Raw genomic sequence first — 25,796 nt, 5'->3', positions numbered from 1 at the left:
GGTCCTGCGAAAAGGAAAAAAGGGAAGGTCAGTGGGGAGCGTTACTTTCTACGGTCGCGGCTGATGTAGATCGCGAGCAGAATGATTCCGCCCTTGATCACGTTCTGCACATACGGATTCACGCCGACCATGTTCAGACCGTTGTTCAGTACACCGAGCAACAGCGCGCCGATCAACGTGCCGATGATCGAGCCGCGTCCGCCCGAAATCGACGTGCCACCCATCACGACGGCGGCGATCGCGTCGAGTTCGAAGCCGACGCCCGCGTTCGGCTGACCGCTCATCAACCGTGCGGTCAGCACGATGGCGGCGAATGCGGACGTCAGACCTGCAATCGTGTAGACGATCAGCTTCACGCGCGCGACGCGCACGCCGGACAGACGCGTCGCCTGTTCGTTGCCGCCGATCGCGTAGACGTAGCGCCCAAACGGCATGCGCTCGAGCAGCACCCACGCGATCACATAGATCACCGCCATGATCACGACCGGCGCCTGGACGCCGAGAATCTTGCCGCTGCCGAAGAAGCTGACCCAGTCGGGCAAACCGTCGATCGGATAACCGCCCGTGTAGATCAGCGCGAGACCGCGCGCGATGCCCATCGTCGCAAGCGTGACGATGATCGGCGGCATACCGGCATAGGCGACGAAAAAACCGTTGGCCGCGCCGAAGCCGAGCCCGAGCGCGACGCCGATCGCGAGCGCGGCCACCGCGTTCATTCCTGCGACCATCAGACCGGCGGCGAGCGTGCCCGCGAGCGCCATCACCGAGCCGACAGAGAGATCGATGCCGCCCGTCAGAATCACGCACGTCATCCCCACCGCAATGATCGCGTTGATCGACACCTGGCGCAGCACGTTCTCGATGTTCGCGCCGGAAAGAAAGCTGTCGCTCGCGAACACCATCACGATGCAGACCACCAGCAGGCCGATGAACGGATAAAACAACGTCGAGCGTTTCAGCGCGGCCCAGGTGAAGCGCACCGGCGCGCCTGGGGTATCGCTGCTCACAGTGGACGTCTTGGGCGACGAAGAAGGATTAGGCGTGTTCATGAGTTGCTCCAAGCGAGCCCGCGGTCGCATAGGTCATCACGGCGTTCGAGTTGATCGCGTCGCCTTCGAGCATCGCCTCGATGCGGCCCTGCCGGAATACGGCGACGCGGTCGCACATGCCGACGATTTCCGGCAGTTCGGACGAGATCATGATGATCGAGTAGCCGCGCGCGGTGAGTTCGCGCATCAGCAGATAGATTTCGGCCTTCGCGCCGACGTCGATGCCGCGCGTCGGTTCGTCGAAGATCAGGATGTTGGTGTGGTGGTTCAGCCAGCGCGCGATCACCACCTTCTGTTGATTACCGCCCGAGAGCGTCGCGACTTCGGTGTGCATGGTGGGCGCCTTCACGCCCACGCGTTTCATGATGTCGGCGGTGGCGCGTGCTTCGCTGCGCTGGTCGATGAAAAAGCGTAGTGAGCGATACTTGCCGAGGTTGTTGATCGAGATGTTCTGCTTGATCGAAAAATCCGTGATCAGGCCTTCGGTTTTGCGGCTCTCCGGCAGGATGCCCACACCGGCGCGCAATGCGTCGGCGGGATCGGCCAGCTTCGCAGCCGCGCCTCTGATGCGAATCTCCTTCGCATAGGCCGGGTCCGCGCCGATCACCGCGAGCGCGGTTTCCGTGCGCCCCGAGCCGACCAGCCCGGCGAAACCGAGAATCTCGCCTTCGCGCAACGTGAATTTGAGCACCGGGCCGTCCTTGAGCAATTGCAGCCTGTCGACGTTCAGCACGATCTTCGCGTCGGCGCGCAAGGCCGGCTTCGGCGGAAAGCTGCTTTCGATGCGTCGCCCGACCATCATCTCAACGAGACGTCCCACGTCGGATTGCGCGACCTCGGTCATGCCGACGTGCTGGCCGTCGCGCAGCACCGTGATGCGATCGCACACTTCGAAAATTTCTTCGAGGTGGTGTGAGATGAAGATCATCGCGACGCCCTGCTGCTTCAGATCGCGCATGATCGCGAACAGATGCTCGGCCTCGGCGGGCGTGAGCGTCGCGGTCGGCTCATCCAGGATCAGGATGCGCGCCTCCAGCGACAACGCCTTGCCGATTTCGACGAACTGCTGCTGCGCCACCGAGAGCTCGCGAATCGGTACCGACAGATCGATCGCCACGCCGAGCCGCTCGAAGATCGCGGCCGCCGCGCGCCGCATCTTGCCGCGTTCGAGCAGGCCCAGACCGTTCTTCAATTCGCGGCCGAGGAACATGTTCTCCACCGCGTTCAGATACGGAATCAGGCTGAATTCCTGAAACACGATACCGACCCCCGCAGCCACCGCATCGTGATAGTTCGTGAAGTGGCGCGCTTGCCCATCGATCGTAATCGTGCCTTCATCCGGCTGATAGATGCCGCACAGGATTTTCATCAGCGTCGATTTGCCGGCGCCGTTCTCACCCAGCAGCGCGTGAATCTCGCCGCGCGCGATCTGCAAGTGAATGCCTTGCAGCGCCTTCACGCCGGGAAAGCTTTTGGTGATGTTGTCGAGCTTGAGAATGGTGTCCATCGGGTGCTCCTGTGCCGCCCGTGGCCGCGCTTCAATGCGCGCGACAACGGGCGTTCGCGTTACCAGCTGAAGCCCTTCGCATTGCTCTTGTCGATCATCTTCACGTCGACCGGAATTGCTTTCGGCACATTGGCTCCCCACTTCTTTGCGAGCGCGATGCCGAGCGCGATACGCACCTGGTCGGCGGGGAACTGAGCGGACGTTTCGACGAACTTCGAGTTCGGCTTCTGGATCGCGGCAATCGCTTCTGGCGCACCGTCGACGCTGGTCAGCTTGATGTCCTTGCCCGACGCTTCGATCGCCGACAGCGCGCCCATCGAGCCGCCGTCGTTGACGCTGAACACGCCCTTCAGATTCGGATGCGCCTGAATCATGTTCTCGGTGACGGACAGCGCGGTCGCGCGTTCCTGCTTGCCGTTCTGCGTGTCCACCAGCTTGACGCCCGGCGCCTTCGCGAGCGCCGCCTTGCAGCCGCGCACGCGTTCGAGAATCGGCACGACCGGAATGCCGTCGAGAATCGCCACTTCGCCGCTGCCGCCGATCGACTTCGCGAGGTACTCGCAGGCCATCACGCCCGCGTCATAGTTCTTCGAACCGACGAACGAATCGACCGGACCATTTGCATTCGCATCCACCGCGACGACCACCACACCCGCCTTCTTTGCCGACGTCACCGCCGATTGAATCCCGGTCGAATCGGTCGGATTCACGAGCAGGATGTCGATCTTCTTTTGCAGCATGTCCTCGACGTCGCTGACCTGTTTGCTCACGTCGTGATGTGCGTCGGTGACGACCACCGTTGCGCCGATCGACGCGGCGGCGTCGTTCAACGCCTTCTGCATCGTCACGAAGTACGGGTTGTTCAGTTCCTGAAACGTCATGCCGATTTTCAGCGGCGCGGCTTGCGCAGCCGGCACCGCAATCAGCGACAGGCCGAATGCGAGCGTCGCCAACGCCGCTGAGCGGCGCGCCAGGGTCTGCAACGAGGTCTGCTTCGACAGGGATTGCGTCATGGTTGTCTCCGTTATTAAAAGTGAGCACGTCCCTCACGCTGTGCTCGCACAGCGCGATACGTGTTGAAACGCGGTTGAAGTAAAACGCTCCGGCTGAACGCCCGGCGACGGGCTGGCTGCTGGCTAGGTGAACGGATAGGCGGCGCAAACGTTGCGCGGCAGCCCCGGTGCGAGCACGATGGCCGGCGCGTCATCGATGCCCGCGCCGCGCGCCGCGGCTTGCTCGGACGCGTCGCGGCTCGCGTCGTTCAGTTGTTGATAGCGGCGGAATTTCGACGGCGCCATGCCCTTCACCGCGAGGAACTGCCGGTTGAAATTCGACAGGTTGTTGAAGCCCGCCTTGAAGCAGATATCGGTTACGCTCAGTTCCCCGTCGGTGAGCAACTGGCACGCGAGGTTGATGCGCATCCGGTTCACGTACTGCACGAACGGCAAGCCGGTATGGCGGCGGAAATAGCGCGAGAACGCGCTGACGCTCTGCCCGGCGAGCTGCGCCAGATCCGATTCGCGCAACTCGTTCGCAAGGTTTTTGCCGATATACGACAGCACGTGATTGATGCGGGTCGACGCGAAGCCGGTCGGGTCGGCCTGATAGGCGGGGCTCGCAAGCGTTTCGCGGTCCTCGGCATTCATCAGGATCTCTAACATCGACATGAACAGCACGAGACGGCGCAGCCCGCGCGCTGTCAGCAGCTCCATGAACAGCGGCTGGATCGCCGCGCTGGTGCGCTCGCCGAACGACACGCCACGGCGCGAATCGGCCAGCAGCGCTTCGACCTGGCGCCATTCGGGAAAGCTGTCGAGACAGCCTGACACGAACTCCTGACCGAACTGCACGACCAGGTTGCGCTGCGCGATGGTCTCGCCGTCGGGCACGTCGCTGACCCAGTTGTGCGGCAGGTTCGGGCCCATCAATACCAGATTGCCGGGCGCGAAACTGCTGATGTGATCGCCGACGAACATCTTGCCGGTCGTCGCGACGATCAGATGAATTTCGTATTCCGGATGAAAATGCCAGCGCACCGTGCGGTACGGATAGCCATGCGACCACACCTTGAACGATTCGTCGCGGCGCACGGCCACGATTTCCAGATCGGGTTGCACTGTCTTGCCTCCATGAAGCGGGCCGCCGGGGCGCCGCTGCTCTTCGTCTTGTATAGCGAAAAGTAGCCTGCAACCGCGCCGGCCACCACTAAAAATGAGACCGCGGACCAATACTTTTTTGCATTGGGGTTAGTCCCGACGTTCGCAGGGTCAAATTTGATGCAATGCAAAACGCACGGCGAGGCACGGCGGCTCGCCCAACCAGGCCTGGCCAGTCACGCGCAAAGCCCACCCACGCCGCGCTGCGCCACGAAAAGCCGCTGACGCTGCCTTGACTTTCGTTTCGCCGGGTACGATCATTCGCTCACACACAGAGCAAATGCTCCGTCACGAGAAAACGCACGCTTCGAGCCGTGCGATAACAGCAACCATCATGGGACCGGAGTAGGCGCTAAAGCGCCAACAGCAACCATCATGGGACCGGAGTAGGCGCTGAAGCGCCAACAGCAACCATCATGGGACCGGAGTAGGCGCTGAAGCGCCAACTCCGGTCGACATAGGAGACGCACATGGACACCGGGCAAGGCAGCGGCGCGGCCGCACACGTGATCCTGCACATCGGTGCGGGATCGTTTCATCGCGCCCATCAGGCGTGGTATCTGCATCGGCTGAACGAAGCGAAGCTGGAGGGCGAGCACTGGTCGCTGACGGTCGGCAATATCCGCAGCGACATGAACGCGGTGCTCGAAGCGCTCGCCGCGCAGGACGGCGTCTATACGCTCGAAACCGTCACGCCCCAAGGCGAGCGCGCCTACGAGACGATCCGCTCGATCGAACGCGTCGTGCCCTGGACCGAAAGCCTCGACGCGCTGATCGAAGCCGGCGCTGATCCCGCCTGCAAGATCATCGCGTTCACGGTCACTGAAGGCGGCTATTACCTCGACGAACACGACCGGCTCGACATCACGAACGCCGATCTCGCCACCGACCTGAAAGGCGGCCACACCACCATCTACGGCGCGCTGGCGGCGATTCTCGACGCGCGCATGCAACGCGGCGCGGGCCCCGTCACGCTGCAGACTTGCGACAACCTGCGCAGCAACGGCGAGCGCTTTCACGCGGGCATGAGCGAGTTTCTCGAACGACGTGGCGCGGACCGGCTCGCGCAATGGTTCGACGACAACACCGCCTGCCCGAGCTCGATGGTCGACCGCATCACGCCGCGTCCGACACCGGACGTGCGCGAGCGCGTCAAGGCCGCGACCGGCTTCGACGACGCGTGCCCGGTGATGGGCGAAGCGTTCATCCAGTGGGTGATCGAAGACCGCTTCATCGCCGGCCGCCCCGCCTGGGAAAAAGTCGGCGCGGAACTGGTCGATTCGGTGCTGCCGTACGAGGAAGCGAAGATCCGCATTCTCAACGCGCCGCATAGCTGCATCGCGTGGGCGGGCACCCTGGTCGGGCTGAACTACATTCACGAAGGCACACTCGACGCCGACATTCGCCAGTTCGCCTTCGACTACGTGACCGAAGACGTCATCCCGTGCCTCTCGCCGAGCCCGCTCGATCTCCCCCGCTATCGCGACGTGGTGCTCGAACGCTTCAGCAATCCGTATATCCAGGACACCAATCAACGCGTCGCGGCCGACGGCTTTTCGAAACTGCCCGGCTTCATCGCGCCGACGCTGTCCGAGTGTTTCGAACGGGGCGTCACGCCTGCCGCGACGGCGATGCTGCCCGCGCTGTTCTTCCGCTTTCTCGAACGCTGGCATGCGGGCAAGCTGCCGTATGCGTATCAGGACGGCGTGATGGACGAGCGCGTCGCGCACGGCTTCTTCGCGGCGCCCGACCCGTTGCAGGCGTTTGCTGCCGACCGGCTGCTGTGGGGCAGCATGGCGCAGACGCAGGAACTGGAATCGGCGCTCGCGGGAGCGCTTGCGCGCGTCGATGTCTGGCTCGCCCAACGCGGCGCGGTTTAAGCACGCCGGTGCGACCCGTTTCGAACCAGTCACGCCCGGTGCCAGGCTTAATGCGCATGGCAGCGCGCCTCATGTGCGGCTAAAGTAGCGCATCCCTAACGACGAAGGTTTCGCGCCCATGTATCTCGGCATCGACCTCGGCACGTCCGAAGTGAAAGTTCTGCTGCTCGCCTCCGATGGACGCGTGATCGGCACGGCAGGCTCCCCCTTTACCGTTTCGCGTCCGCATCAGCGCTGGGCCGAGCAGAATCCCGAGGACTGGTGGGCGGGCACGCGCGCGGCGCTCGCCGCGTTGCGCGAGCGCCATCCCGACGAATTCGCGCAGATTCGCGGCATCGGCCTGTCGGGGCAGATGCACGGTGCGGTGCTGCTGGATGCCGAGGACCGCGTGCTGCGTCCCGCGATTCTGTGGAACGACATGCGCAGCGACAAGGAGTGCGCGGAGCTGACCGAGCGCGCGCCGGATCTGCACAGCGTCGCCGGCAATCTGGCGATGCCGGGGTTCACCGCGCCGAAGCTGCTGTGGGTCGCGCGCCATGAGCCGGAGATTTTCGCGCGGACCGCGTGCGTGCTGTTGCCGAAAGACTATCTGCGGCTGCAACTGACGGGCGGCAAGGTGTCCGATCCGTCGGATGCGGCGGGCACGTTGTGGCTCGACGTCGCCAAACGCGACTGGTCCGACTCGCTGCTCGCCGCGTGCAACATGACGCGCGCGCAGATGCCGGGCCTCGCCGAAGGCAGCGCGCCGTCGGGCACGCTGCTGCCGTCGGTCGCGCGTGAATTCGGCCTGAGCGACGGCGTGATCGTTGCGGCCGGCGGCGGCGATAACGCCACCAGCGCAATCGGCATCGGCGCGACGCAACCGGGCGACGGCTTCGTGTCGCTCGGCACGTCGGGCGTGCTGTGCGTGGTCGGCGACAGCTTCCGGCCGAATCCGGCGTCCGCCGTGCACGCGTTCTGTCATGCGATTCCGGATCGCTGGCATCAGATGAGCGTGGTGTTGTCCGCGGCGAGTTGTCTGCGCTGGGTCTGCAAGCTCACCTCGACCGACGAGCCCACGCTGCTCGCCGAAATCGAGGCGCTGCCCGCCGACGCACTGAGCAACGCGCCGCTGTTCCTGCCGTATCTATCGGGCGAACGCACGCCGCATAACGACCCGTATGCGCAAGGCGTGTTCTTCGGCATGAATCACGCGACCGATCGCGCGCTGCTCGGCTATGCGGTGCTCGAAGGTGTGACGCTCGCGCTCACTGACGGTCTCGACGCGTTGCGCGCGGCCGGCACCGAGGCGAAAGCGCTGTCGCTGCTCGGCGGCGGCGCGCGCAGTGACTACTGGGCGCAGTTGCTGGCCGATGCACTCGACACCGCGACGCGCAAGCACGGCGGTGGCGAAACCGGTGCGGCGCTCGGCGCCGCCCGACTCGGCTGGCTGGCCGCCGGCGGAGATCCGGCCACGGTGCTGACCAAGCCGCCGATCGAAAAGGAGTTCACGCCGAATCCGCGCCGCCATGCCGAACTGCGCACGCGGCTCGAAGCCTATCGCGCGCTATACCGTCACGTGCGACCGCTGTTCGACCCGGCGCGCGCGCCGCTCGCCTGAGCTAGCGGCAGCCACGGCCGGTCGGCGTTGAGCGGCGCCGGCCGGCTGCTATCATCGGCGCACTTCAAGCGAGCCGTTACCGTGCCCAAGTCTTCAGAAAAACTAGATCTTGCTACCCGCGCCGCGTGGCTCTACTACGTCGCAGGCAATACCCAGAACGAAATCGCCGAGAAGCTGCAGGTCTCACGTCCGGTCGCGCAACGGCTCGTCGCCTTCGCGGTGGAAAAGAACCTGATTCGCGTGCGCGTCGATCACAAACTCGCCGACTGTCTGTCGCTCGCCGATCAACTGTCGAAGCGCTACGGCCTGAGCATGTGCGAAGTGGTGCCGATCGACGGCGACACGACCGACGAAGTCGACCGCAAGCTGGCGGTGGCCGGCGCGCAGGTGATGGAGCGCTATCTCGGCGCCGAAAAACCGATGGTGGTCGCGGTGAGCAGCGGCCGCACGCTGAAGGCCGCGGTCGATCAGATCGCCCAGCTGGACCGTCCGCAGCATCGGCTGGTGTCGATGGTCGGGGCGATCGCGCAGGACGGCTCGTCGAACCGCTACGACGTCGCGCTGCACATTTCCGAAAAGACGGGCGGCAAGCATTTTCTGCTGCCCGCGCCGCTGCTCGCCGATAGCGAGGCCGAGCGCGCGCAGTGGTGCAATCACCGGCTGTACCGGATCGTCGAGTCGCTCTCGGCGCAGGCCGATGTCGCGTTCGTCGGGATCGGCAATATCGGCCCGAAGTGTCCGCTGCATGAAGACGGCTTCATCACGTCGGCGGAAGTGAAGGAATTAATGCACAACGGCGCCGTGGCCGAAATGCTCGGACTGCCAATCGATGCGGCCGGCGCGCACGTCGAATCGCCCACCGGCCGGCGCGTGACGAGCATCGCGCTCGATACGCCGCCGCATCGTCCGACGATTGGTTTCGCCGGCGGCCAGCGCAAGCGTGAAGCGCTGATCGCGGTGCTCAAGGGCGGCTGGTTGTCGGGACTGGTGACCGACGAGTTGTGCGCGCGCGCGGCGTTGGAAGCATGACGCAGGCGGCACACGCACCGAGGCGCTATATCTGTGGCAAACCTTCGGTGACGATGATCCGGTAATCGCCACCTTGCAGCCGCGTTTCGCTGACCGCTTGATACGCGGGACTGCGATACCACGCGAGCGCTTCGTCATAGCCGGTGAATTCGAGAATGAGGATGTCTTCGAGTGCGGGCCCCTCCAGTACTTCCCTGCGCCCATGGCTCGCCAGCATCACGACCGGCCGCTGATCGAAGGTGGCCGGCGCCACCTGTTTGTATTCTTCCAGCTTCGCAGGGTCGAGCGTTTTCTCGCGCGTGATGACGACGTAGGCGGACATGAGCGTTCCCCGCAGCATGGTGGAAAGGAAAGCGGCGCGCCCGCCGCTTTCCATCACGTCACGCGGCCAGCACTTCAACGATCTTACGCTGGAATGCTTTCCCTTCGCTGTCGAAAAGATGGCAGTGCTCGGGCGTGGCGCCGAGCTTTTGCACTTCGCCTTTTGCGTGCCGTTCGAGCGGCGGAATCCGCGCGATCAGTCCGTCCGGCGCGACGCTCGATTCCGCATACAGATACGCCGCGTCGCCGAGCGATTCGACGGCCATCGTGCGGGCCGAGATGCCGTCGTCGGTCATGCCCACGTGCAGATGTTCGGGGCGGATGCCGACCGTCACCTTGTCGCCCTGCTTGACTGAGCCCGGCTCCACCGCGACGCGTTGCGTCTCGCCAGTTTCGTAGTGCACCGTGACCCCGTCGTGCGTGACCGACTGCACGACGCCTTCCATGAAGTTCATCTTCGGCGAGCCGATGAAGCCCGCGACGAAGCGGTTGGCGGGCGCGTGATACAGCATGGTCGGGCTGCCGACCTGTTCGAGGTTGCCTGCCGACAGCACGACGATCTTGTCGGCCAGCGTCATCGCTTCGACCTGATCGTGCGTCACGTAGATCATCGTGGTCTTCAGCTCGTCGTGAAGACGCGCGAATTCGAGGCGCATTTTCACGCGCAACGCGGCGTCGAGGTTCGACAGCGGTTCGTCGAACAGGAACACCTTCGGCTTGCGCGTGATCGCACGGCCGATCGCCACGCGCTGACGCTGGCCGCCGGACAACTGCTTCGGCTTGCGATCGAGCAGATGATCGATGTGCAGGATCTTCGCGGCGTTGCGCACGGCCGCGTCGATCTCGGGCTTCCTGGTGCCGGCGAGCTTCAGCCCGAACGCCATGTTGTCGTAGAGCGTCATGTGCGGATACAGCGCGTACGACTGGAACACCATCGCGATGCCGCGCTTGGCGGGCTGAACGTCGTTCACGCGCATGCCGTCGATGGTCAGGTCGCCGCCGCTGATGTCTTCGAGACCGGCGATCATCCGCATCAAGGTCGATTTACCGCAGCCGCTCGGGCCCACGAACACGACGAACTCGCCGTCGGCGATGTCGAGGTTGATGTCGCGCATCACTTCGTTGTCGTCGTAGGCCTTTCTGATGTTGCGCAGAGTTACGCTTGCCATGATGTGTCTCCGTGTAATGCTGTGTGTCGCTATGTGTTGCAGTGTGCGTTCAATGCCTGCGCGGTGACCGTTGACCGTTGACCTTTGGCCGCCGTGATCCGGGCTTTCGCTCAGGGCGCCGCCGCGGTCGCGCTCAGCGTCCATTGCGCGACGATGTCCGGCAACTGCCGCATGTCGTCGAATACGTGGCGCGCGCCGGCCGCATGCAGCTTGTCGATCTGCGCGTCGCTCGCATGACCTCCGCCGATGAAACCGAGTACCGTCATGCCCGCCGCACTCGCCGCCGTCACGCCGGTCACGCTGTCCTCCACCACGAGGCACGCGGAAGGCGCGAGCCCAAGTCCGCGCGCCGCCGCGAGATAGACGTCGGGCGCGGGCTTCGGATTCGGCACCGCGTCGGCGCAGAACAGCCTCTCGCCGAAGAAGCGCACGAGACCCGTGCGCGTCAGCACGGTTTCCACGTAAGGCCGGAAGCTGTTGCTCGCGCAGCCCTTGACGAGCGGCACCTGGGCGAGCGCAGCCTCGATGCCTTCGACCGCCGGCGCTTCGATCGCGGCGGCTTCTACCGCGCGGCGGATTGCGTCGATCTCGGCAACGTCAAGGCTTTTGCCGAGTTGCGCCGCCGTGCTCTGCAACACCTTCTCGATTCGCAGTCCGAGCAGCGGCAGCACCACCGGTTCGACGTCGGTATCGGGCCAGCGCGCTTCGAGTTCGTGCACCAGCATGCGCGCCGCCACGGCTTCGCTGTCGATCAGCACGCCGTCGCAATCGCAGATCAACGCGTAGTTGCTTGCCAACGCGCCCCCGCTTGCTGCCGCCGTCATTTGACCGCCCCGAACGTGAGGCCGCGCACCAGTTGCTTCTGCGACAGCCAGCCAACGATCAGGATCGGCGCGACCGCCAGCAGCGAAGCCGCCGACAGCTTGGCCCAGAACAGGCCTTCAGGACTCGAATACGACGCGATGAACACCGTGAGCGGCGCGGCGTTCGAACTCGACAGATTGATGCTCCAGAACGCTTCGTTCCACGAAAGGATCACGAGCAGCAGCGCGGTGGATGCGAGACCGGGCAACGACATCGGCATCAGCAGATAGACGATTTCCTGCCAGGTCGCGGCGCCGTCGATGCGCCCTGCTTCGAGAATGTCGCGCGGAATTTCGGCGAAGTACGTGAACGACATCCACACCGCGATCGGCAGATTGATCAGCGTGTAGACGATCACCAGACCCGACACCGTATCGAGCAGCCCGCTGTTTTTCCACAGCAGGTAAATCGGCACGAGCACGCCGACCGACGGCATCATCTTGGTCGACAGCATCCACAGTAGTACTTTCTGCGTGCGGCGCGTCGGGAAGAACGCCATCGCATACGCGGCGGGCACCGCGAGAATCAAACACAGCACGGTGACGCCCACCGAGATCAGCACCGAATTCCACGCGAACGAAAAGTAATTGCTGCGCGCGAACACTTCGCGAAAGCTCTCGAGCGTCGGCACGAAAAAGAGCGACGACGAATAGGCCTGCTGCTCGGTCTTGAATGCGGTGATCGTCATCCAGAAGATCGGGAAAAACAGCAGCAGCGCGACAAGCCAGGCGATCACGCCGGGGATGCCGCGACGGATTGCTTCGAACGGCGACTTGGTCGGCACGGTCATTGGCGTCGTCGACGACGCCGGCGTAGAGGCAACGTGGCTCATTTTTCGTACTCCCCTTTCAGGTTCTTCGCGAGCATCCGCACGAGGAAGAACGACACGATGTTGGCCAGCACGACAGCGAGAATGCCGCCCGCGGACGCGAGACCGACGTCGAACTGTTGCAGGCCCAGCGAAAAGATCAGGTACGACAGATTGGTGGTCGCGGTGCCCGGACCGCCGCCCGTGGTCGTATAGATTTCGGCGAAGATCGACAGCAGGAAAATCGTCTCCATCATCACCACCACCGCGATCGCCCGCCTGAGGTGTGGCAGCGTGATGTAGAAGAACATCGAAAACGGACCCGCGCCGTCGATGCGAGCCGCTTCTTTCTGCTCCTGATCGAGCGACTGGATCGCTGTGAACAGAATCAGGAACGCGAACGGCAGCCACTGCCACGCGACGATCATGATCACCGCCGTGAGCGGATAGACGGCGAACCAGTCGATCGGCTGCAGACCGATCGCGCGCATGCCCTGCGCGACGAGGCCGTACACCGGATGCAGGATCATGTTCTTCCAGATCAGCGCGCTCACGGTCGGCATCACGAAGAACGGCGCAATGGCGAGCAGCCGCGCGACACCCTGACCGTAAAACTTGCGGTCGAACAGGATCGCCATCAGCACGCCGCCGACCACCGTGATTACCAGCACGGAGACGATCAGTTCGAGCGTGTTGGCGATCGACGGCCAGAACGACGGGTCGCTCGCGAGGTAGCGGTAGTTGTCGAGGCCGGCGAAGCCACGCAGATCCGGATTCAGCAGGTTGTAGCGCGAGAACGAAAACCAGATCGTCATCGCGAGTGGAATCGCCATCCACAGCACCAGCACGGCGACCGATGGCGACACCAGCCAGCGGGCGGAATTGGCTTTACGGATTTCGCGTTCTTTTTCGGTCTGGGGCTGGGCATGCATGAGAGGTAGGCGCAAAGGACGCATGATTGACCACCTGTTCGGTAATGCGCGGGGGCGTCCGCTTGAGCCGCATGGACCGCTGCGGCATCTTGCGACGCCACGACGCTCGCTCGCGGCCGGACGGCCCCGCTGTGCTGCGTGAGCCGGCTGACGGGCGTCAGCCGGCGCGTGCCACATCACTGAAGTGGCTGAGTTGCTACGTTACTTCTGATAGCCGGCCTGTTTCACCGCGCGATCCGCGGTGGCGTTGCCCGCCGCCAGCGCCTGATCGACCGTCATCTGACCGGCGATCGCACCGGAGATGCTCTGACCGACCACGGTGCCGAACGACTGGAACTCAGGAATCCCGACGAACTGCACGCCCGTGTACGGCACGGGTTTCAGTGTCGGATGATCCGGGTCCGCCGTTTCGATCGCCTTCAGCACGAACGCGCCGAACGGTGCGGCCTTCTGGTACTCGGGGCGCGCATAGGTCGACTGACGCGTTCCCGGCGGCACCGAGGCCCAACCTTCATCCTTCGCGACCAGTTCGATGTATTCCTTCGACGTCGCCCACGTGATGAACTTCTTCGCCGAGTCGGCCTGCTTCGACGACTTCGGAATCGCGAGCGCCCACGCCCACAACCAGTGCGAGCCCTTGGGCGTGACCGCGATCGGCGCCGCGGCAAAACCGACCTTGTCCGCGATCTGCGACTGGCTCTTGTTGTACAGCATGCCGGCCGCCACCGTCGCGTCAATCCACATCGCGCATTTGCCCGACGACATCAGCGTGAGGTTTTCGTTGAAGCCGTTCGAGCTGGCTCCCGGAGGGCCGTTCTTCTTCAGCAGATCGACGTAGAACGTGATCGCCTTCTTCCATTCCGGCGACGTGAGCTGCGCGTTCCATTTCTCGTCGAACCAGCGGCCGCCGAAGGTGTTCACCACCGTCGTGCCGTACGCCATGTTTTCGCCCCAGCCCGCCTTGCCGCGCAGGCAGATGCCGTACTGGCCGTTGGCTTTGTCGGTGAGCTTGTCGGCGAATTGCGCGATCTGGTCGTAGGTCGGCTGATCCGGCATCTTCAGGCCGGCCTTGTCGAACAGATCCTTGCGGTAATACGTCATCGAGCTTTCGACGTAGAACGGCAGCGCATACAACTGGCCGCCACTCGAGAGGCCGTCGCGCGCCGTCTTCACGACGTCGTTCAGATCGTAGCTGGCGGGCAGGTTGGTGAGCGGCGTGAGCCAGCCGCGCTTGCCCCATTGCGGGGTTTCGTAGGCGCCGATCGTCATCACGTCGAACTGGCCGCTGCCGGTGGTGATGTCGGTCGTGGCGCGCTGGCGCAGCACGTTTTCTTCGAGAATCACCCAGTTCAGCTTGATGTCCGGGTTCGCTTTTTCGAACGCGGGCGAGAGCTTCTTCAGCTCGATCATGTCCGGGTTGTTCAAGGTCGCGATCGTTACCGTGGCCGCCGATGCGCTCAACGCAAAGCATGCTGCCGCGCCGGCACTGACCGCCTTCAGCGTGGATTTGAAAGCTGGTTTCATGTGTTGTCTCCTTTCTCGTACGTTATGTGGTGCTGCGTTTGTTTTACGGAAATGGCGATGGCGCGCGCGGGTTTCGAGTGCCTGCGCCCGGCGCATTCGCTTAGCTCATCCAGTTGCCGCCGTCGACGTTCAGGGTTTGCGCGGTGATGTAGTCGGCGTCCGCGGAGGCGAGAAACAGCGCGGCGCCGGTGAGATCGTCCGGTACGCCCATGCGCCCGAGCGGCACCGCTTCGCCGACGAGCCGCTTCTTCTCGCCGAGCGGCCGGTTTTCGTAGCGGGCAAAGAGCGCGTCGACTTCCTTCCACATCGGCGTGTCGACGACACCCGGTGCGATGCCGTTCACGTTGACCTTGTGCGGCGCGAGCGCGAGGGCCGCGGATTGCGTGTAACTCAGCACCGCCGCCTTGGTCGCGCAGTAGTGCGACACCAGCGCCTCGCCGCGCCGCCCGGCTTGCGACGACATGTTGATGATCTTGCCGCCACGGCCCTGCTCGACCATCTGGCGCGCGACGGTTTGCATCAGGAAAAACATGCCCTTCACGTTGACCGCGAAGAGGCGGTCGAACACGTCCCAGGATTCATCGAGGATCGGGCGCATGTCGAAGAGCGCCGCGTTGTTGAACAGAATGTCGATCTGGCCGAAGCGCGCGAGCGTGCTCGCGAGAATCCGCTCGATGTCGTCGCGGCGCGTGACGTCGGCGCTCACGCTCAGCACACGCTCGCCGTAGGCGACGCGCAGCGCGTCGCCGAAACTGTCAGCCGGCTTCACGTCGACCAGCACGCAGTGCGCGCCCTCGTCCAGATAGCGCCGGGCCACCGCTTCACCGATGCCGCTGGCCGCGCCCGTCAAAATGGCCACCTTGTCTTGCAATCGTGCCGCCACCGCATGTCTCCGGTTCGTTCTGCTTTTTGAGGCGCAGTGAGCGAACGCTCATTGCGCGAACAATTGCTCTGTTAGTGATCGAATGATCGGATACGGACCGGGTCATGTCAAGGCGCTCGACCAGATTTCGATGGTGCAGCGCGACAGGACCCCCGCGCGCGCCGCGCCGTCCCTAAGCCACGCCGTGACGGCGTGCGGTGACCGACCAACGACATTTCTGTGCAAGGCGCTGACAAAAATCCGAGATACGTTATATCATTTCGACCTCGCTTCGTCTCGAAGCCTTTGCCGCCAGGAGGTCCGCCGATGACCACGTCGATTGCAGAACACCATGCCGTGCGGCTTGCGCATGCGCAAGCGCACGCCGCGTTGCACGGACTTGCGCTGACGCCGCTGCGGCGTCAGGTGTATGCGGCGATCGTCGCCAGCGAGCGGCCGGTCGGGGCGTACGAACTGCTCGATGCGCTCGCGCCGCAGCGCGGGCGGATGCCGCCCACGACCGTCTACCGCGCGCTCGATTTTCTGCTCGCGCACGGCTTCGTCCACCGGATCGAATCGAAGAACGCATACGTCGCCTGCTGTGAAATCGGCGTACCGCACCGCAGCCAGTTTCTGATGTGCGACGGCTGCGGCGCGACCGTCGAGATTCCCGGCGACGATCTTGCCGATCAGTTGTCGCATAGCGCGCCGGCGCATGGTTTCGAGGTGCATCGGCAGGTGATCGAGCTGAGCGGCCTGTGCGCCATGTGCGCCCGCGCCGCGCGGCCTGCCGGGGCTTCGGCATGAAGCTTCGGCATGAGGCTTCCGTATGAGGCACGTATGAGGCGGTGCATGACGCTGACACGAACGCCTGCGCGAAGCCACGCATGATGGCCGCCACGCAGGTCGCCGTGATGGCTGAAACGGCGCATCGAACCGCACAGGGCCCGGTGGGCGAACTCACCGCCGTCGCCAGCGGCCACAACCCATCCCAGCATTGGTGACCCACTCAACTCTCACGCAGCAGGAAACAAAGATGAAAAGAATCGGCTCGATGTTGGTCGGGGCGCGCCGTGCGCTGAAGCTGTCGAAGTACCTGAGCGCAGGCGCGGCCGCGTTTGCATTCGGCCACGGCGCGCTGGCCGCCGACGCGAAAATCCCGGTCGTCGCCGCGGAAAATTTTTACGGCGACGTGGTCCAGCAACTGGGCGGCGATCGCGTCGACGTGACGAGCATCCTCAACAACCCGGACCAGGATCCGCATCTGTTCGAAGCGAGCCCGAAGACCGCGCGCGCGTTGCAGCATGCGAGCCTTGTGATCTACAACGGCGCCGACTACGATCCGTGGATGGCGAAACTGCTGGCTGCCTCCCAGGGCGCAAAGCGCACCACGATCGTCGCCGCGGGCCTCACCGGCAGGAAGAGCGGCGATAATCCGCACCTCTGGTACGACCCGGCGACCATGCCGAAAGTGGCGCGCGCGGTGAGCGACGCGCTCGTCGCGGCTGACCCGGCGCACAAGTCGGCGTACGATGCGAACCTCGCGAAGTTTCTCGCTTCGCTCAAGCCGATCGACGCAAAGGTCGCCGAACTGCATGGCCGTTATGCGGGCGTGCCGGTCACGGCGACCGAGCCGGTGTTCGGCTACATGTCGGACGCGGTGGGGCTGACGATGCGCAATCAGCGCTTCCAGCTCGCGGCCATGAACGACACCGAAGCCAGCGCAGCCGATATCGCCGCGTTCGAACGCGATCTGCGCGAGAAGCGCGTCCGCGTTCTGATCTATAACAGCCAGGCAACCGAGGCCCTGACCCAACGCATGTTGAAGCTCGCGCAGCAATCGCAGGTGCCGACCATGAGCGTCACCGAAACCCAGCCGGCCGGTAAAACCTATCAGACGTGGATGCTCACGCAGCTCGACGCGCTCAGCGCGGCGCTGGCCGCGGGCGACACGAACGGCGCGAGCGGCGCGAAGGCTGCGAAATCGGCAAGCTCCGGCACCAAAGGAAAAAACCAATGACCTCGACTGGCCGCAACGCGCCAGCCAGCGCTTCAGGCAGCCCACCGGGCAGCCTGGCGGCAAGCGCGGCCGCAAGCGCTGCCGCAAGCGCCCCGCGCACCGCGCCCGTGCTCGAACTCGACCACGTGAGCCTCGAACTCGGCGGCCGCACGATCTTGCGCGACACCGGCTTCGTGGTGAACCAGGGCGAATTCATCGGTGTGCTCGGGCCGAACGGCGCGGGCAAAACCACGCTGATGCGCGCCGTGCTCGGCCTCGTGCCCGCGGCGCAAGGCGCGATCCGCGTGCTGGGGCAGCCGGTCGAGCGCGGCAATGCGTCGATCGGCTATATGCCGCAGACACGCAGCGCGCTCGCCGGCCGGCGCGTGCGCGGCCGCGATTTCGTCGCGATGGCCGCCGACGGCCATCGCTGGGGCTTGCCGCATGCGGATGCGAAAACTCGCGCCGACGTCGAGCGCGTGCTCGATCTGGTCGGCGGCCGCACGTTGGCCGAGCGGCCGTTGTCGGAACTGTCGGGCGGCGAGCGTCAGCGGCTGCTGCTCGCGCAATGCCTGCTCGGCAACCCGAAACTGCTGCTGCTCGACGAACCGCTGATCAGTCTCGATCCGCATCATCAGAAGAGCGTGGTCGAACTGGTGCGCAGCGTGCAGCGCGAACTCGGCATCGCCGTGCTGTTTTCCGCGCATGAGCTGAATCCGCTGCTGAACTCGCTCGACCGCGTGCTGTATCTCGGCAGCGGCGTCGCGGCGCTCGGCACCGTCGACGAAGTGATCACGCGGCCGGTGCTGTCGCGCCTGTATGGATCGCCGATCGACGTGATGCGCGTGAATGGCCGCATCTTCGTGATGTCGGGCGACGTCGAAGTCGAGAAACACGATCACGAGCACGAACACGACGAAGACGGCGGCCACGGCCACTCGCACGGCCACTCCCACCAGCACGACTCACGCGACGGACATACGCACGATGTTTGAATACGATTTCATGGTGAACGCATTCGCGGCGTCGGGGATCGTCGCGGTGCTGGCCGGCGTGGTGGGCTATTTTCTGGTGATGCGCGGACAGACCTTCGCCGGCCATGCGCTGTCGCACGTCGGCTTCACCGGCGCGACCGGCGCGGTGCTGATCGGCATCTCGCCGATCTGGGGGATGATCGGCTTCACGCTCGCGGCGGGCGTCGGCATGGGCGCGCTTGGGGAGCGGCTTGCCGGACGCGACGTCGCGATCGGCTTGATCCTGTCGCTATCGCTCGGCTTCGGCCTGTTGTTCCTGCACTTCTTCACCGCGTATGCGACGCAGGTCACCGCGCTACTGTTCGGCAACGTGCTCGGCGTGAATACGTCGACGCTCGCCGTGCTCACGGCGTTGGGCGTCGTCAGCCTGGCGGCGCTCGCGGCGATCATGCGACCGCTTCTGTTCGCGTCGTTGCAGCCGGAACTGGCCGAGGCCAAGGGCGTATCGCTGCGTCTGGTGTCGGTATTGTTTCTCGCGATCGCCGCGCTGGCCGTGGCCGCGTGCACGCAGATCGTTGGCGTGCTGCTGGTGTTCACGCTGATGGTCGGCCCGGCCGCCGCGGCGCAGAACATGACGACGCGGCTGTCGGCCGGGCTCGTGCTGGCCGCCGTGTTCGCGTTGCTGCAGGCGTGGCTGGGGCTCACACTGGCGTTCTATACCGATTGGCCGACGAGCTTCTGGATTACCGTGCTATCGGCGCTGGCGTATGGCGGGAGTTTGTTGAAGCGGCGTTGAGTCAGTGAGCGGCTCATCGCCCGCGTGCGCGCCACGCATGGCGATGGCGACAGCACATCTGCATGCCGCCGCCATCGCCCTACCGACCTACGGCGACATCACCCGAGCAACACCTTGGCGTGATGCGCGAGATGATCCTCGATGAACGTCGAGATGAAGTAATAGCCGTGGTCATAGCCCGCATGACGGCGCAGCGTCAACGGTTGCCCTGCCGCCTGGCAAGCGGCCTCGAACACATCCGGATTCAACTGCTCGGCGAGAAACTGATCCGCGAGCCCCTGATCCACCAGAATCCCCTCTGCGAACTTGCGCGACGCGTGCGCCACCAGCTCGCTCGCGTCGTACTGCTTCCACGCTTCGCGGTCCTCGCCCAGATAGCCGCTGAACGCCTTCTCGCCCCACGGGCAGCGCGCCGGCGCGGCGATCGGCGCGAACGCCGACACCGACCGATAGATCTCCGGATTGCGCAGCGCCAGCATCAACGCACCGTGACCGCCCATCGAGTGCCCGAACACGCCGAGGCGCGCGCCATTCACCGGCAGCTTCGCGAGCACCGTGTCGCGCAGCTCGTCGCGCACGTACGAGTACATCCGGTAGTGCTTCGCCCACGGCTCCCGCGTCGCGTCGACGTAAAAGCCCGCGCCCACGCCGAAGTCCCACGCCGCGCTTTCGCCCGGCACGCCCGCGCCGCGCGGACTCGTGTCCGGCGAGATCAGCGCGATGCCGTGCTGGGCGGCGAAGCGCTGCGCGCCGGTCTTGATCGGAAACGTTTCTTCCGTGCAGGTCAGACCCGCAAGATAGAACAGCGCGGGCACCTTCGCGTCGACCTTCAGAGCCTGCGGCGGCAGATAGACCGAGAAGCGCATCGGCAAACCGATGGTCTGCGAGTCGTGCCGGTAAAAACGCTGCTCGCCCCCATGGCACGCATGCGACGACAATAGTTCAAGCATCGCGACGCTCCTCGTTTAGTACAGCACCACCGAGCGGATCGACTCGCCCTTCTTCATCAGATCGAAGCCCTCGTTGATGCGTTCGAGCGGCAGACGGTGCGTAATGAGGTCGTCGATATTGATCTTGCCTTCCATGTACCAGTCGACGATCTTCGGCACGTCGGTGCGCCCGCGCGCGCCGCCGAAAGCGGAGCCCTTCCATTCGCGGCCCGTCACCAGCTGGAACGGACGCGTGCTGATCTCCTCGCCCGCCGCCGCCACGCCGATGATGAACGACTGGCCCCAGCCCTTGTGCGTGCACTCCAGCGCCTGGCGCATCACCTTCGTGTTACCGATGCATTCGAACGAATAGTCCGCGCCGCCATCGGTGAGCTGCACGATGTGGTCGACCACGTTCTCGACTTCGTTCGGGTTGATGAAGTGGGTCATGCCGAACTTCTTCGCCAGCTCGACACGCCCCGGGTTGATATCGACGCCGATGATCTTGTCCGCGCCGACCATCTTCGCGCCTTGAATCACGTTCAGGCCGATGCCGCCGAGACCGAACACGACCACGTTCGCGCCCGTTTCGACCTTCGCCGAATACACGACCGCGCCGACGCCGGTCGTCACGCCGCAGCCGATGTAGCAGATCTTGTCGAACGGCGCGTCCTCGCGCACCTTCGCGACCGCGATTTCCGGCACGACGATGTAGTTCGAGAACGTGGACGTGCCCATGTAGTGAAAGAGCGGCTTGCCGTCGAGCGAGAAACGCGACGTGGCGTCCGGCATCAAGCCCTTGCCTTGCGTCGAACGGATCGCCTGACACAGGTTGGTCTTGCGCGAGAGGCAGAATTTGCACTGACGGCATTCCGGCGTGTACAGCGGAATCACGTGGTCGCCTTTCTTCAGCGTGCCGACGCCAGGCCCCGTATCGACGATCACGCCCGCGCCTTCGTGGCCGAGAATCGCCGGAAAGATGCCTTCCGGATCGGCGCCCGACAGCGTGTAGTAGTCGGTGTGGCAGATGCCCGTCGCCTTCACCTCGATCAGGACTTCACCGGCGCGCGGTCCTTCCAGATCGACTTCCTCGATCGTCAACGGGGCGCCGGCTTTCCATGCGATTGCTGCTTTGGTCTTCATCGTCAATGCTCCTGTGAGTCTGTGAATGCGACGCGCGTCGCGGTTCGTTACGTCGCGGCGCGCGGGTGATCCGCGGGTGTTGCGTTGCGCTTGCCACACGTGATTCGTGCGCGACGCCGGTGGCCCGCGCCGAAGCGGTCACGGCCAGCCGTGCAGATCGGCTTGCAGCTTAGCGCGCGAAAAGCGTAATGGTATTGCAAAGCGCGTCACGACATTGTCGCGACCGGACATTGCGACGGCTAGCGCGGCGTCGTATCGCCACCGCCGAACCATGTCTCGACACGGCCATACAGATCGAGAAAGCGCGCATAGCGCGCTTCGAGCGCGGCATCGCCTTGCGGACCCGCGACGCGCGTCGTGCCCGGCGCGAGCGCGGCCAGATCGTCCGCGCGCCAATGGCCGCTGGCGAGGCCGCCGAGCATGGCTGCGCCACGCGGTGCGGCATTCGGGCAATCGACCGCATGCAGTTCGACGTTCAGCGCGTCGGCGAGCAACTGGCGCCAACGCGCGTCGACGGAACCGCCGCCGGCGAGCTTCAAGGCCACTACTGTGGCGCCGCTCGCGCGAATTGCGTCGAGCCCGGCGCGCAGCGAGAACGCGACGCCTTCGAACGCGGCTCGCATCATCGCGCCGCGTGTGTGATCGAGCGCGAGACCGAGCCAGCCGCCGCGCGCCTGCGGGTTGAGCCATGGGGTGCGCTCGCCTGTGAGATAGGGCAGGAAGGTCAGGTTGGCGTGGTCGTTGGCAACCCTGCCCGCTTCGTCGCCGAATGCATCACCGAATGCGTCACCGAATGCGTCACGATAAGCATCGGCCCATTCATACGACAGCCAGCCGCGCGCCCGCTCCAGTGCGATGCCGACGTTTTGCATCGCCGCCATCCGGTACCAGTGATCGCTCGCCGCCCGATAGCGATGCAAGCCCTTCTCCGCCGCGGGCTCATGCTCGGCAAGCACGACGATCTGTCCGCCGGTGCCGGTGGTGAGCAACGCGTCGCCGTCGTGCACGAGTCCGCTGCCGAGCGCCGCGCAGGGCGTATCCGCGGCGCCGGTCGCGAGCACGATGCCGGCGCGCAGGCCAAGCGCGCGCGCCGCGCTCTCCGACAATACGCCCCCCGCCGCGTACGACGGCGCCAGCGGTGCGAACCATTCGCGCGGAATGTGCAGGCGTTCGAGCAAGGCCCCGTCCCACACGCCGGCGGGATCGGCGAGCGCGGTCGCGCACGCATCCGACGGGTCGGTCGCCACCGCGCCGCCGAGTGCGACGCGCAGCCAGTCCTTCGGCTGCAGCGCCCAACGCGTGCGGCGCGCGACCTCCGGTTCGTGCAGCACGATCCAGCGCAGCAACGGACCGGCCATGCCGGGTGCGACCGGATTCGGCTGCGGCTCGGGCCACGCATCGAGCAGGTCCAACGCGCGCGTGTCGGGCCAGAGCATCGCGGGGCGCACGGCTTCGCCTGCCGCGTCGATCAGCACGACGCCGTGCATCTGCCCGGAAAAGCCGATCGCCTGCACCTCGTGGCGCAAGCCTTCGGGCAAGCGCGCCATCGCTTCGCAGAGCGCGCGCCACCACGTCTGCACCGGCGTTTCAGCCCAACCCGCGTGCGGTGTGTCGAGCGCATAACCGACGCTGGCCACCGCCTGCTCCCGACCGTGTTCGTCGACGATTGCCGCTTTGAGGGAACCGGTGCCGAGGTCGATGCCGAGAAAGCTCATAGGCGGTGGGTCGTCAAATGGGTGGGAGATCGGTACGCATCGAGTGCATGGAGAGGCGATATCAAGCATGCGCGAAACGCGCCAGCGTTCACGCTGAAAAGCGCCCCGATGCGCACACGAGCACTCGCACCGGACCGCACGCTGAAAATCACCAATCGCGGGTTAACCCCTCACGCCGCGAGCCGCATGAAAACAGGACTATGCGGCAGCCGCGATACGCCTCATTGATTCTCACATATATACCGGCGCGCCGGGCACGCGCGACGAACGGCCTCGCAGCGCCACTGCCAAGGGCTCACCGCCGATCGGCCATGCGCACACCTTTAATTCAGCTTTCAAACGACGTGCCCGCATATCGTCACCGGGAATGCCGGAATAGGTCCCAGTGGTCTTGTTGCACCTTTTCGTCCCCGATACCTTGGAGCCATCCCAAAACAGATGGTGGAGAGAGACGATATGCAACCGAACACGGTTCACCCGTGCGACGAGCGACTGCCCGCAGGCCAGTTGCTCACCCTCGGCATTCAGCACGTTCTGGTGATGTACGCAGGCGCCGTCGCGGTGCCCTTGATCATCGGCGCGGCGCTCAAGCTGCCGAAGGACCAGATCGCCTTCCTCATCAGCGCCGATCTGTTTTCGTGCGGCATCGCCACGCTGATCCAGACGCTCGGGCTGTGGATCTTCGGCATCCGTCTGCCGGTCATCATGGGCTGCACGTTCGCGGCCGTCGGCCCGATGGTCGCGATCGGCACCAACCCGTCGCTCGGCATTCTCGACATCTTCGGCTCGACGATCGCCGCCGGCGTGGTCGGCATCCTGCTCGCGCCCGCGGTCGGCAAGCTGCTGCGCTTTTTCCCGCCGGTGGTGATCGGCGTGGTGATTTCAGTGATTGGCCTGTCGCTGATGGAAGTCGGCATCAACTGGGCAGCCGGCGGCGTGGGCAATCCCGACTACGGCAACCCGGTCTACCTCGGGCTGTCGCTGGTCGTGCTGATGCTGATCCTGCTGATCAACAAATTTGCGCGCGGCTTCCTCGCGAACATCTCGGTGCTGCTCGGCATCGTCGCGGGCTTCGTGATCGCGCTGGCGCTCGGCCGCGTCAACATGGAAGGCGTCACGCTCGCGCCGTGGGTCGGCTTCGTGATGCCGTTCCACTTCGGCCTGCCGCACTTCGATCCACTGTCGATCGCAACGATGGTCACCGTGATGTTCGTGACCTTCATCGAATCGACCGGCATGTTCCTCGCAGTCGGCGACATGGTCGATCGTCCGGTCGATCAGAAGACGCTGGTACGCGGCCTGCGCGTCGACGGCCTAGGCACGCTGATCGGCGGTATCTTCAATTCGTTTCCGCATACATCGTTTTCGCAGAACGTCGGGCTGATCGGCGTGACCGGCGTGAAGAGCCGCTTCGTCTGCGCGATGGGCGGCGTGATCCTGGTGCTGCTCGGCCTGTTCCCGAAGATGGCGCAGGTGGTCGCCTCGGTGCCGGCGTTCGTGCTCGGCGGCGCGGGCATCGTGATGTTCGGCATGGTCGCGGCGAACGGCATCAAGGTGCTGTCGAAAGTCGACTTCGTGAGGAACCCGCACAACCTGTTCATCGTCGCGGTAAGTATCGGCCTGGGTCTGGTGCCGGTGGTATCGCCGCACTTCTTCTCGAAGCTGCCGCCGGCGCTGTCGCCGCTCCTGCATAGCGGGATTCTGCTGGCGTCGGTGTCGGCAGTGGTGCTGAACCTGATCTTCAACGGCGTGAAGAGCGAGAAGAAGGCGCAGTGCGAGATTCGCCGCGCGGGTCGTGACTTCGATGGACGCGGCGGTGCGGAACCGCAAGGCGACGAGATGCTGCGCACGGTGGATTTGCACTAAGCGTCCAAGCCGCTGCCTCGCGCGGTGTGAACTGCGGCGAGCGATAAAAAAACGCCACGGCATGCCGTGGCGTTTTCGTTTGTCCGGCCACGCGGACCGGCTTCCCGGAATCAGAAGCCGCCCCACACAAGCGCCGGCATCAAGCTCGGTTCAGTCAGCCAGCGCTCGGTGCCGAAGCCGCCACCGGTGCACTGGCCGCGCCATAGTCGACCGGCGCATCCGCCGGACGCGGCTGCTCGCCGGTATGCTCGATCCAGCCGCCGCCGAGCGCCTGATACAGCGTGACCAGGTTCTGCAGGCGTTCCATGCGCGCGGTCACGAGCGACTGCTGCGACGTGTACAGCGCGGTCTGCGCCGTCAGCACCGCCAGATAGTTGTCGACACCGTTCGAATATCGCAGGTTCGACAGATCCAGCCGGCGTTGTTCGGCCGACGTATCGCGTTCAAGTGCTTCGATCTGCTGGTCGTAGGTGCCGCGCGCCGCCAGTCCGTCCGCCACTTCGCGGAAGGCCGTCTGGATCGCCTTTTCATACGTGGCGATCTGGACGTTCTTCTGGATGTTGGCGACATCGAGGCTGGCCTTGAGCTCGCCGCCCTGGAAGATCGGCACCGTAATTGACGGCGCAAAACTCCACGCCGCCGAACCCGCCTTGAACAGGCCGCCCAGCGTCGG

Annotated in this window: 23 protein-coding genes; 8 read left to right on the top strand and 15 right to left on the bottom strand. The window is 64.8% G+C overall.

Annotated elements, in window-relative coordinates:
* Positions 1-41: 41 nt before the first annotated feature.
* The 4 genes from CIC12_RS14595 to CIC12_RS14580 all read right to left on the bottom strand — a co-directional run bounded on the left by CIC12_RS14595 (position 42) and on the right by CIC12_RS14580 (position 4,673).
* A complete protein-coding gene (locus CIC12_RS14595) occupies positions 42-1,049 on the bottom strand; it encodes an ABC transporter permease (protein WP_168664802.1) in 1,008 nt (335 codons plus the stop codon).
* A complete protein-coding gene (locus tag CIC12_RS14590) occupies positions 1,036-2,556 on the bottom strand; it encodes a sugar ABC transporter ATP-binding protein (RefSeq protein ID WP_168664801.1) in 1,521 nt (506 codons plus the stop codon). The genes CIC12_RS14595 and CIC12_RS14590 overlap by 14 nt, the downstream gene beginning before the upstream one ends.
* Before the next feature lie 59 nt (positions 2,557-2,615).
* Entirely contained in the window at positions 2,616-3,569 is a 954-nt protein-coding gene (locus tag CIC12_RS14585) for a substrate-binding domain-containing protein (protein ID WP_168664800.1), read from the bottom strand.
* Between the two features lie 123 nt (positions 3,570-3,692).
* Complete coding sequence (locus tag CIC12_RS14580; protein WP_168664799.1) at positions 3,693-4,673, bottom strand: helix-turn-helix domain-containing protein; 981 nt, start codon at positions 4,671-4,673, stop codon at positions 3,693-3,695.
* A gap of 509 nt (positions 4,674-5,182) precedes the next feature.
* On the opposite strand from CIC12_RS14580, the gene dalD reads away from it, so the two are divergent.
* From dalD to CIC12_RS14565, 3 genes are all read left to right on the top strand, one after another.
* Positions 5,183-6,592, top strand: coding sequence for a D-arabinitol 4-dehydrogenase (gene dalD / locus CIC12_RS14575; protein ID WP_168664798.1), 1,410 nt, complete (start codon positions 5,183-5,185; stop codon positions 6,590-6,592).
* Between the two features lie 118 nt (positions 6,593-6,710).
* Positions 6,711-8,192: a xylulokinase gene (gene xylB, locus CIC12_RS14570; RefSeq protein ID WP_168664797.1), complete on the top strand. Its 1,482-nt coding sequence runs from the start codon at positions 6,711-6,713 to the stop codon at positions 8,190-8,192.
* A gap of 81 nt (positions 8,193-8,273) precedes the next feature.
* A complete protein-coding gene (locus tag CIC12_RS14565; RefSeq protein WP_168664796.1) occupies positions 8,274-9,221 on the top strand; it encodes a sugar-binding domain-containing protein in 948 nt (315 codons plus the stop codon).
* A 25-nt stretch (positions 9,222-9,246) separates the two neighbouring features.
* Here the strand turns inward: CIC12_RS14565 and CIC12_RS14560 are convergent, their stop codons facing one another.
* From CIC12_RS14560 to CIC12_RS14530, 7 genes are all read right to left on the bottom strand, one after another.
* A complete protein-coding gene (locus CIC12_RS14560) occupies positions 9,247-9,543 on the bottom strand; it encodes a DUF1330 domain-containing protein (RefSeq protein ID WP_168664795.1) in 297 nt (98 codons plus the stop codon).
* Positions 9,544-9,601: 58 nt separating this feature from the next.
* Complete coding sequence (locus CIC12_RS14555) at positions 9,602-10,711, bottom strand: ABC transporter ATP-binding protein (protein WP_168664794.1); 1,110 nt, start codon at positions 10,709-10,711, stop codon at positions 9,602-9,604.
* Between the two features lie 110 nt (positions 10,712-10,821).
* Positions 10,822-11,535 (bottom strand): HAD family hydrolase, encoded by a 714-nt coding sequence (locus tag CIC12_RS14550; protein ID WP_168664793.1) that lies wholly within the window; start codon positions 11,533-11,535, stop codon positions 10,822-10,824.
* Positions 11,532-12,365, bottom strand: a complete 834-nt coding sequence (locus CIC12_RS14545) for a carbohydrate ABC transporter permease (RefSeq protein ID WP_238812614.1) — start codon at positions 12,363-12,365, stop codon at positions 11,532-11,534. The genes CIC12_RS14550 and CIC12_RS14545 overlap by 4 nt, the downstream gene beginning before the upstream one ends.
* 38 nt (positions 12,366-12,403) lie before the next feature.
* Positions 12,404-13,339, bottom strand: a complete 936-nt coding sequence (locus CIC12_RS14540; protein ID WP_168664791.1) for a carbohydrate ABC transporter permease — start codon at positions 13,337-13,339, stop codon at positions 12,404-12,406.
* A 177-nt stretch (positions 13,340-13,516) separates the two neighbouring features.
* Complete coding sequence (locus CIC12_RS14535) at positions 13,517-14,839, bottom strand: ABC transporter substrate-binding protein (protein ID WP_168664790.1); 1,323 nt, start codon at positions 14,837-14,839, stop codon at positions 13,517-13,519.
* A gap of 100 nt (positions 14,840-14,939) precedes the next feature.
* A complete protein-coding gene (locus CIC12_RS14530; protein WP_168664789.1) occupies positions 14,940-15,722 on the bottom strand; it encodes an L-iditol 2-dehydrogenase in 783 nt (260 codons plus the stop codon).
* 306 nt (positions 15,723-16,028) lie between these two features.
* Here CIC12_RS14530 and CIC12_RS14525 point away from each other — a divergent pair, with 306 nt between their 5' ends.
* The 4 genes from CIC12_RS14525 to CIC12_RS14510 all read left to right on the top strand — a co-directional run bounded on the left by CIC12_RS14525 (position 16,029) and on the right by CIC12_RS14510 (position 19,470).
* Positions 16,029-16,508 (top strand): Fur family transcriptional regulator, encoded by a 480-nt coding sequence (locus CIC12_RS14525; RefSeq protein ID WP_168664788.1) that lies wholly within the window; start codon positions 16,029-16,031, stop codon positions 16,506-16,508.
* A 229-nt stretch (positions 16,509-16,737) separates the two neighbouring features.
* Positions 16,738-17,721, top strand: a complete 984-nt coding sequence (locus CIC12_RS14520; protein WP_168664787.1) for a metal ABC transporter solute-binding protein — start codon at positions 16,738-16,740, stop codon at positions 17,719-17,721.
* Positions 17,718-18,695, top strand: coding sequence for an ABC transporter ATP-binding protein (locus CIC12_RS14515; RefSeq protein ID WP_174772051.1), 978 nt, complete (start codon positions 17,718-17,720; stop codon positions 18,693-18,695). The genes CIC12_RS14520 and CIC12_RS14515 overlap by 4 nt, the downstream gene beginning before the upstream one ends.
* Entirely contained in the window at positions 18,688-19,470 is a 783-nt protein-coding gene (locus tag CIC12_RS14510) for a metal ABC transporter permease (protein ID WP_168664786.1), read from the top strand. The genes CIC12_RS14515 and CIC12_RS14510 overlap by 8 nt, the downstream gene beginning before the upstream one ends.
* 98 nt (positions 19,471-19,568) lie before the next feature.
* On the opposite strand, the gene fghA is transcribed toward CIC12_RS14510, so the two are convergent.
* The 3 genes from fghA to CIC12_RS14495 form a co-directional block, all read right to left on the bottom strand.
* Entirely contained in the window at positions 19,569-20,420 is an 852-nt protein-coding gene (gene fghA / locus CIC12_RS14505) for an S-formylglutathione hydrolase (RefSeq protein ID WP_168664785.1), read from the bottom strand.
* Positions 20,421-20,435: 15 nt separating this feature from the next.
* Positions 20,436-21,542: an S-(hydroxymethyl)glutathione dehydrogenase/class III alcohol dehydrogenase gene (locus CIC12_RS14500; RefSeq protein ID WP_168664784.1), complete on the bottom strand. Its 1,107-nt coding sequence runs from the start codon at positions 21,540-21,542 to the stop codon at positions 20,436-20,438.
* Between the two features lie 239 nt (positions 21,543-21,781).
* On the bottom strand, positions 21,782-23,257 hold the full coding sequence (locus CIC12_RS14495; protein ID WP_168664783.1) for a xylulokinase: 1,476 nt from the start codon (positions 23,255-23,257) through the stop codon (positions 21,782-21,784).
* A gap of 456 nt (positions 23,258-23,713) precedes the next feature.
* Between CIC12_RS14495 and CIC12_RS14490 the strand changes: the two genes are divergently transcribed.
* Complete coding sequence (locus CIC12_RS14490) at positions 23,714-25,123, top strand: nucleobase:cation symporter-2 family protein (protein ID WP_168664782.1); 1,410 nt, start codon at positions 23,714-23,716, stop codon at positions 25,121-25,123.
* Positions 25,124-25,277: 154 nt separating this feature from the next.
* Here CIC12_RS14490 and CIC12_RS14485 read toward each other — a convergent pair.
* Positions 25,278-25,796, bottom strand: a 519-nt coding sequence (locus CIC12_RS14485; RefSeq protein WP_168664781.1) for a TolC family protein, incomplete at its 5' end; no start/stop codon positions are given.

The organism is Paraburkholderia sp. SG-MS1 (assembly GCF_012275575.1).
GTDB lineage: Bacteria > Pseudomonadota > Gammaproteobacteria > Burkholderiales > Burkholderiaceae > Paraburkholderia.
This window is presented reverse-complemented; position numbering and strand designations above follow the sequence as displayed.

Excerpts from the sequence above, each read along its gene's own strand:
- CIC12_RS14595 (WP_168664802.1), bottom strand. The coding sequence starts at position 1,049 with ATGAACACGCCTAATCCTTCTTCGTCGCCCAAGACGTCCACTGTGAGC.
- CIC12_RS14590 (WP_168664801.1), bottom strand. The coding sequence starts at position 2,556 with ATGGACACCATTCTCAAGCTCGACAACATCACCAAAAGCTTTCCCGGC.
- CIC12_RS14585 (WP_168664800.1), bottom strand. The coding sequence starts at position 3,569 with ATGACGCAATCCCTGTCGAAGCAGACCTCGTTGCAGACCCTGGCGCGC.
- dalD (WP_168664798.1), top strand. The coding sequence starts at position 5,183 with ATGGACACCGGGCAAGGCAGCGGCGCGGCCGCACACGTGATCCTGCAC.
- xylB (WP_168664797.1), top strand. The coding sequence starts at position 6,711 with ATGTATCTCGGCATCGACCTCGGCACGTCCGAAGTGAAAGTTCTGCTG.
- CIC12_RS14560 (WP_168664795.1), bottom strand. The coding sequence starts at position 9,543 with ATGTCCGCCTACGTCGTCATCACGCGCGAGAAAACGCTCGACCCTGCG.
- CIC12_RS14555 (WP_168664794.1), bottom strand. The coding sequence starts at position 10,711 with ATGGCAAGCGTAACTCTGCGCAACATCAGAAAGGCCTACGACGACAAC.
- CIC12_RS14550 (WP_168664793.1), bottom strand. The coding sequence starts at position 11,535 with ATGACGGCGGCAGCAAGCGGGGGCGCGTTGGCAAGCAACTACGCGTTG.
- CIC12_RS14545 (WP_238812614.1), bottom strand. The coding sequence starts at position 12,365 with ATGACCGTGCCGACCAAGTCGCCGTTCGAAGCAATCCGTCGCGGCATC.
- CIC12_RS14540 (WP_168664791.1), bottom strand. The coding sequence starts at position 13,339 with ATGCGTCCTTTGCGCCTACCTCTCATGCATGCCCAGCCCCAGACCGAA.
- CIC12_RS14535 (WP_168664790.1), bottom strand. The coding sequence starts at position 14,839 with ATGAAACCAGCTTTCAAATCCACGCTGAAGGCGGTCAGTGCCGGCGCG.
- CIC12_RS14525 (WP_168664788.1), top strand. The coding sequence starts at position 16,029 with ATGACCACGTCGATTGCAGAACACCATGCCGTGCGGCTTGCGCATGCG.
- CIC12_RS14520 (WP_168664787.1), top strand. The coding sequence starts at position 16,738 with ATGAAAAGAATCGGCTCGATGTTGGTCGGGGCGCGCCGTGCGCTGAAG.
- CIC12_RS14515 (WP_174772051.1), top strand. The coding sequence starts at position 17,718 with ATGACCTCGACTGGCCGCAACGCGCCAGCCAGCGCTTCAGGCAGCCCA.
- CIC12_RS14510 (WP_168664786.1), top strand. The coding sequence starts at position 18,688 with ATGTTTGAATACGATTTCATGGTGAACGCATTCGCGGCGTCGGGGATC.
- fghA (WP_168664785.1), bottom strand. The coding sequence starts at position 20,420 with ATGCTTGAACTATTGTCGTCGCATGCGTGCCATGGGGGCGAGCAGCGT.
- CIC12_RS14500 (WP_168664784.1), bottom strand. The coding sequence starts at position 21,542 with ATGAAGACCAAAGCAGCAATCGCATGGAAAGCCGGCGCCCCGTTGACG.
- CIC12_RS14495 (WP_168664783.1), bottom strand. The coding sequence starts at position 23,257 with ATGAGCTTTCTCGGCATCGACCTCGGCACCGGTTCCCTCAAAGCGGCA.
- CIC12_RS14490 (WP_168664782.1), top strand. The coding sequence starts at position 23,714 with ATGCAACCGAACACGGTTCACCCGTGCGACGAGCGACTGCCCGCAGGC.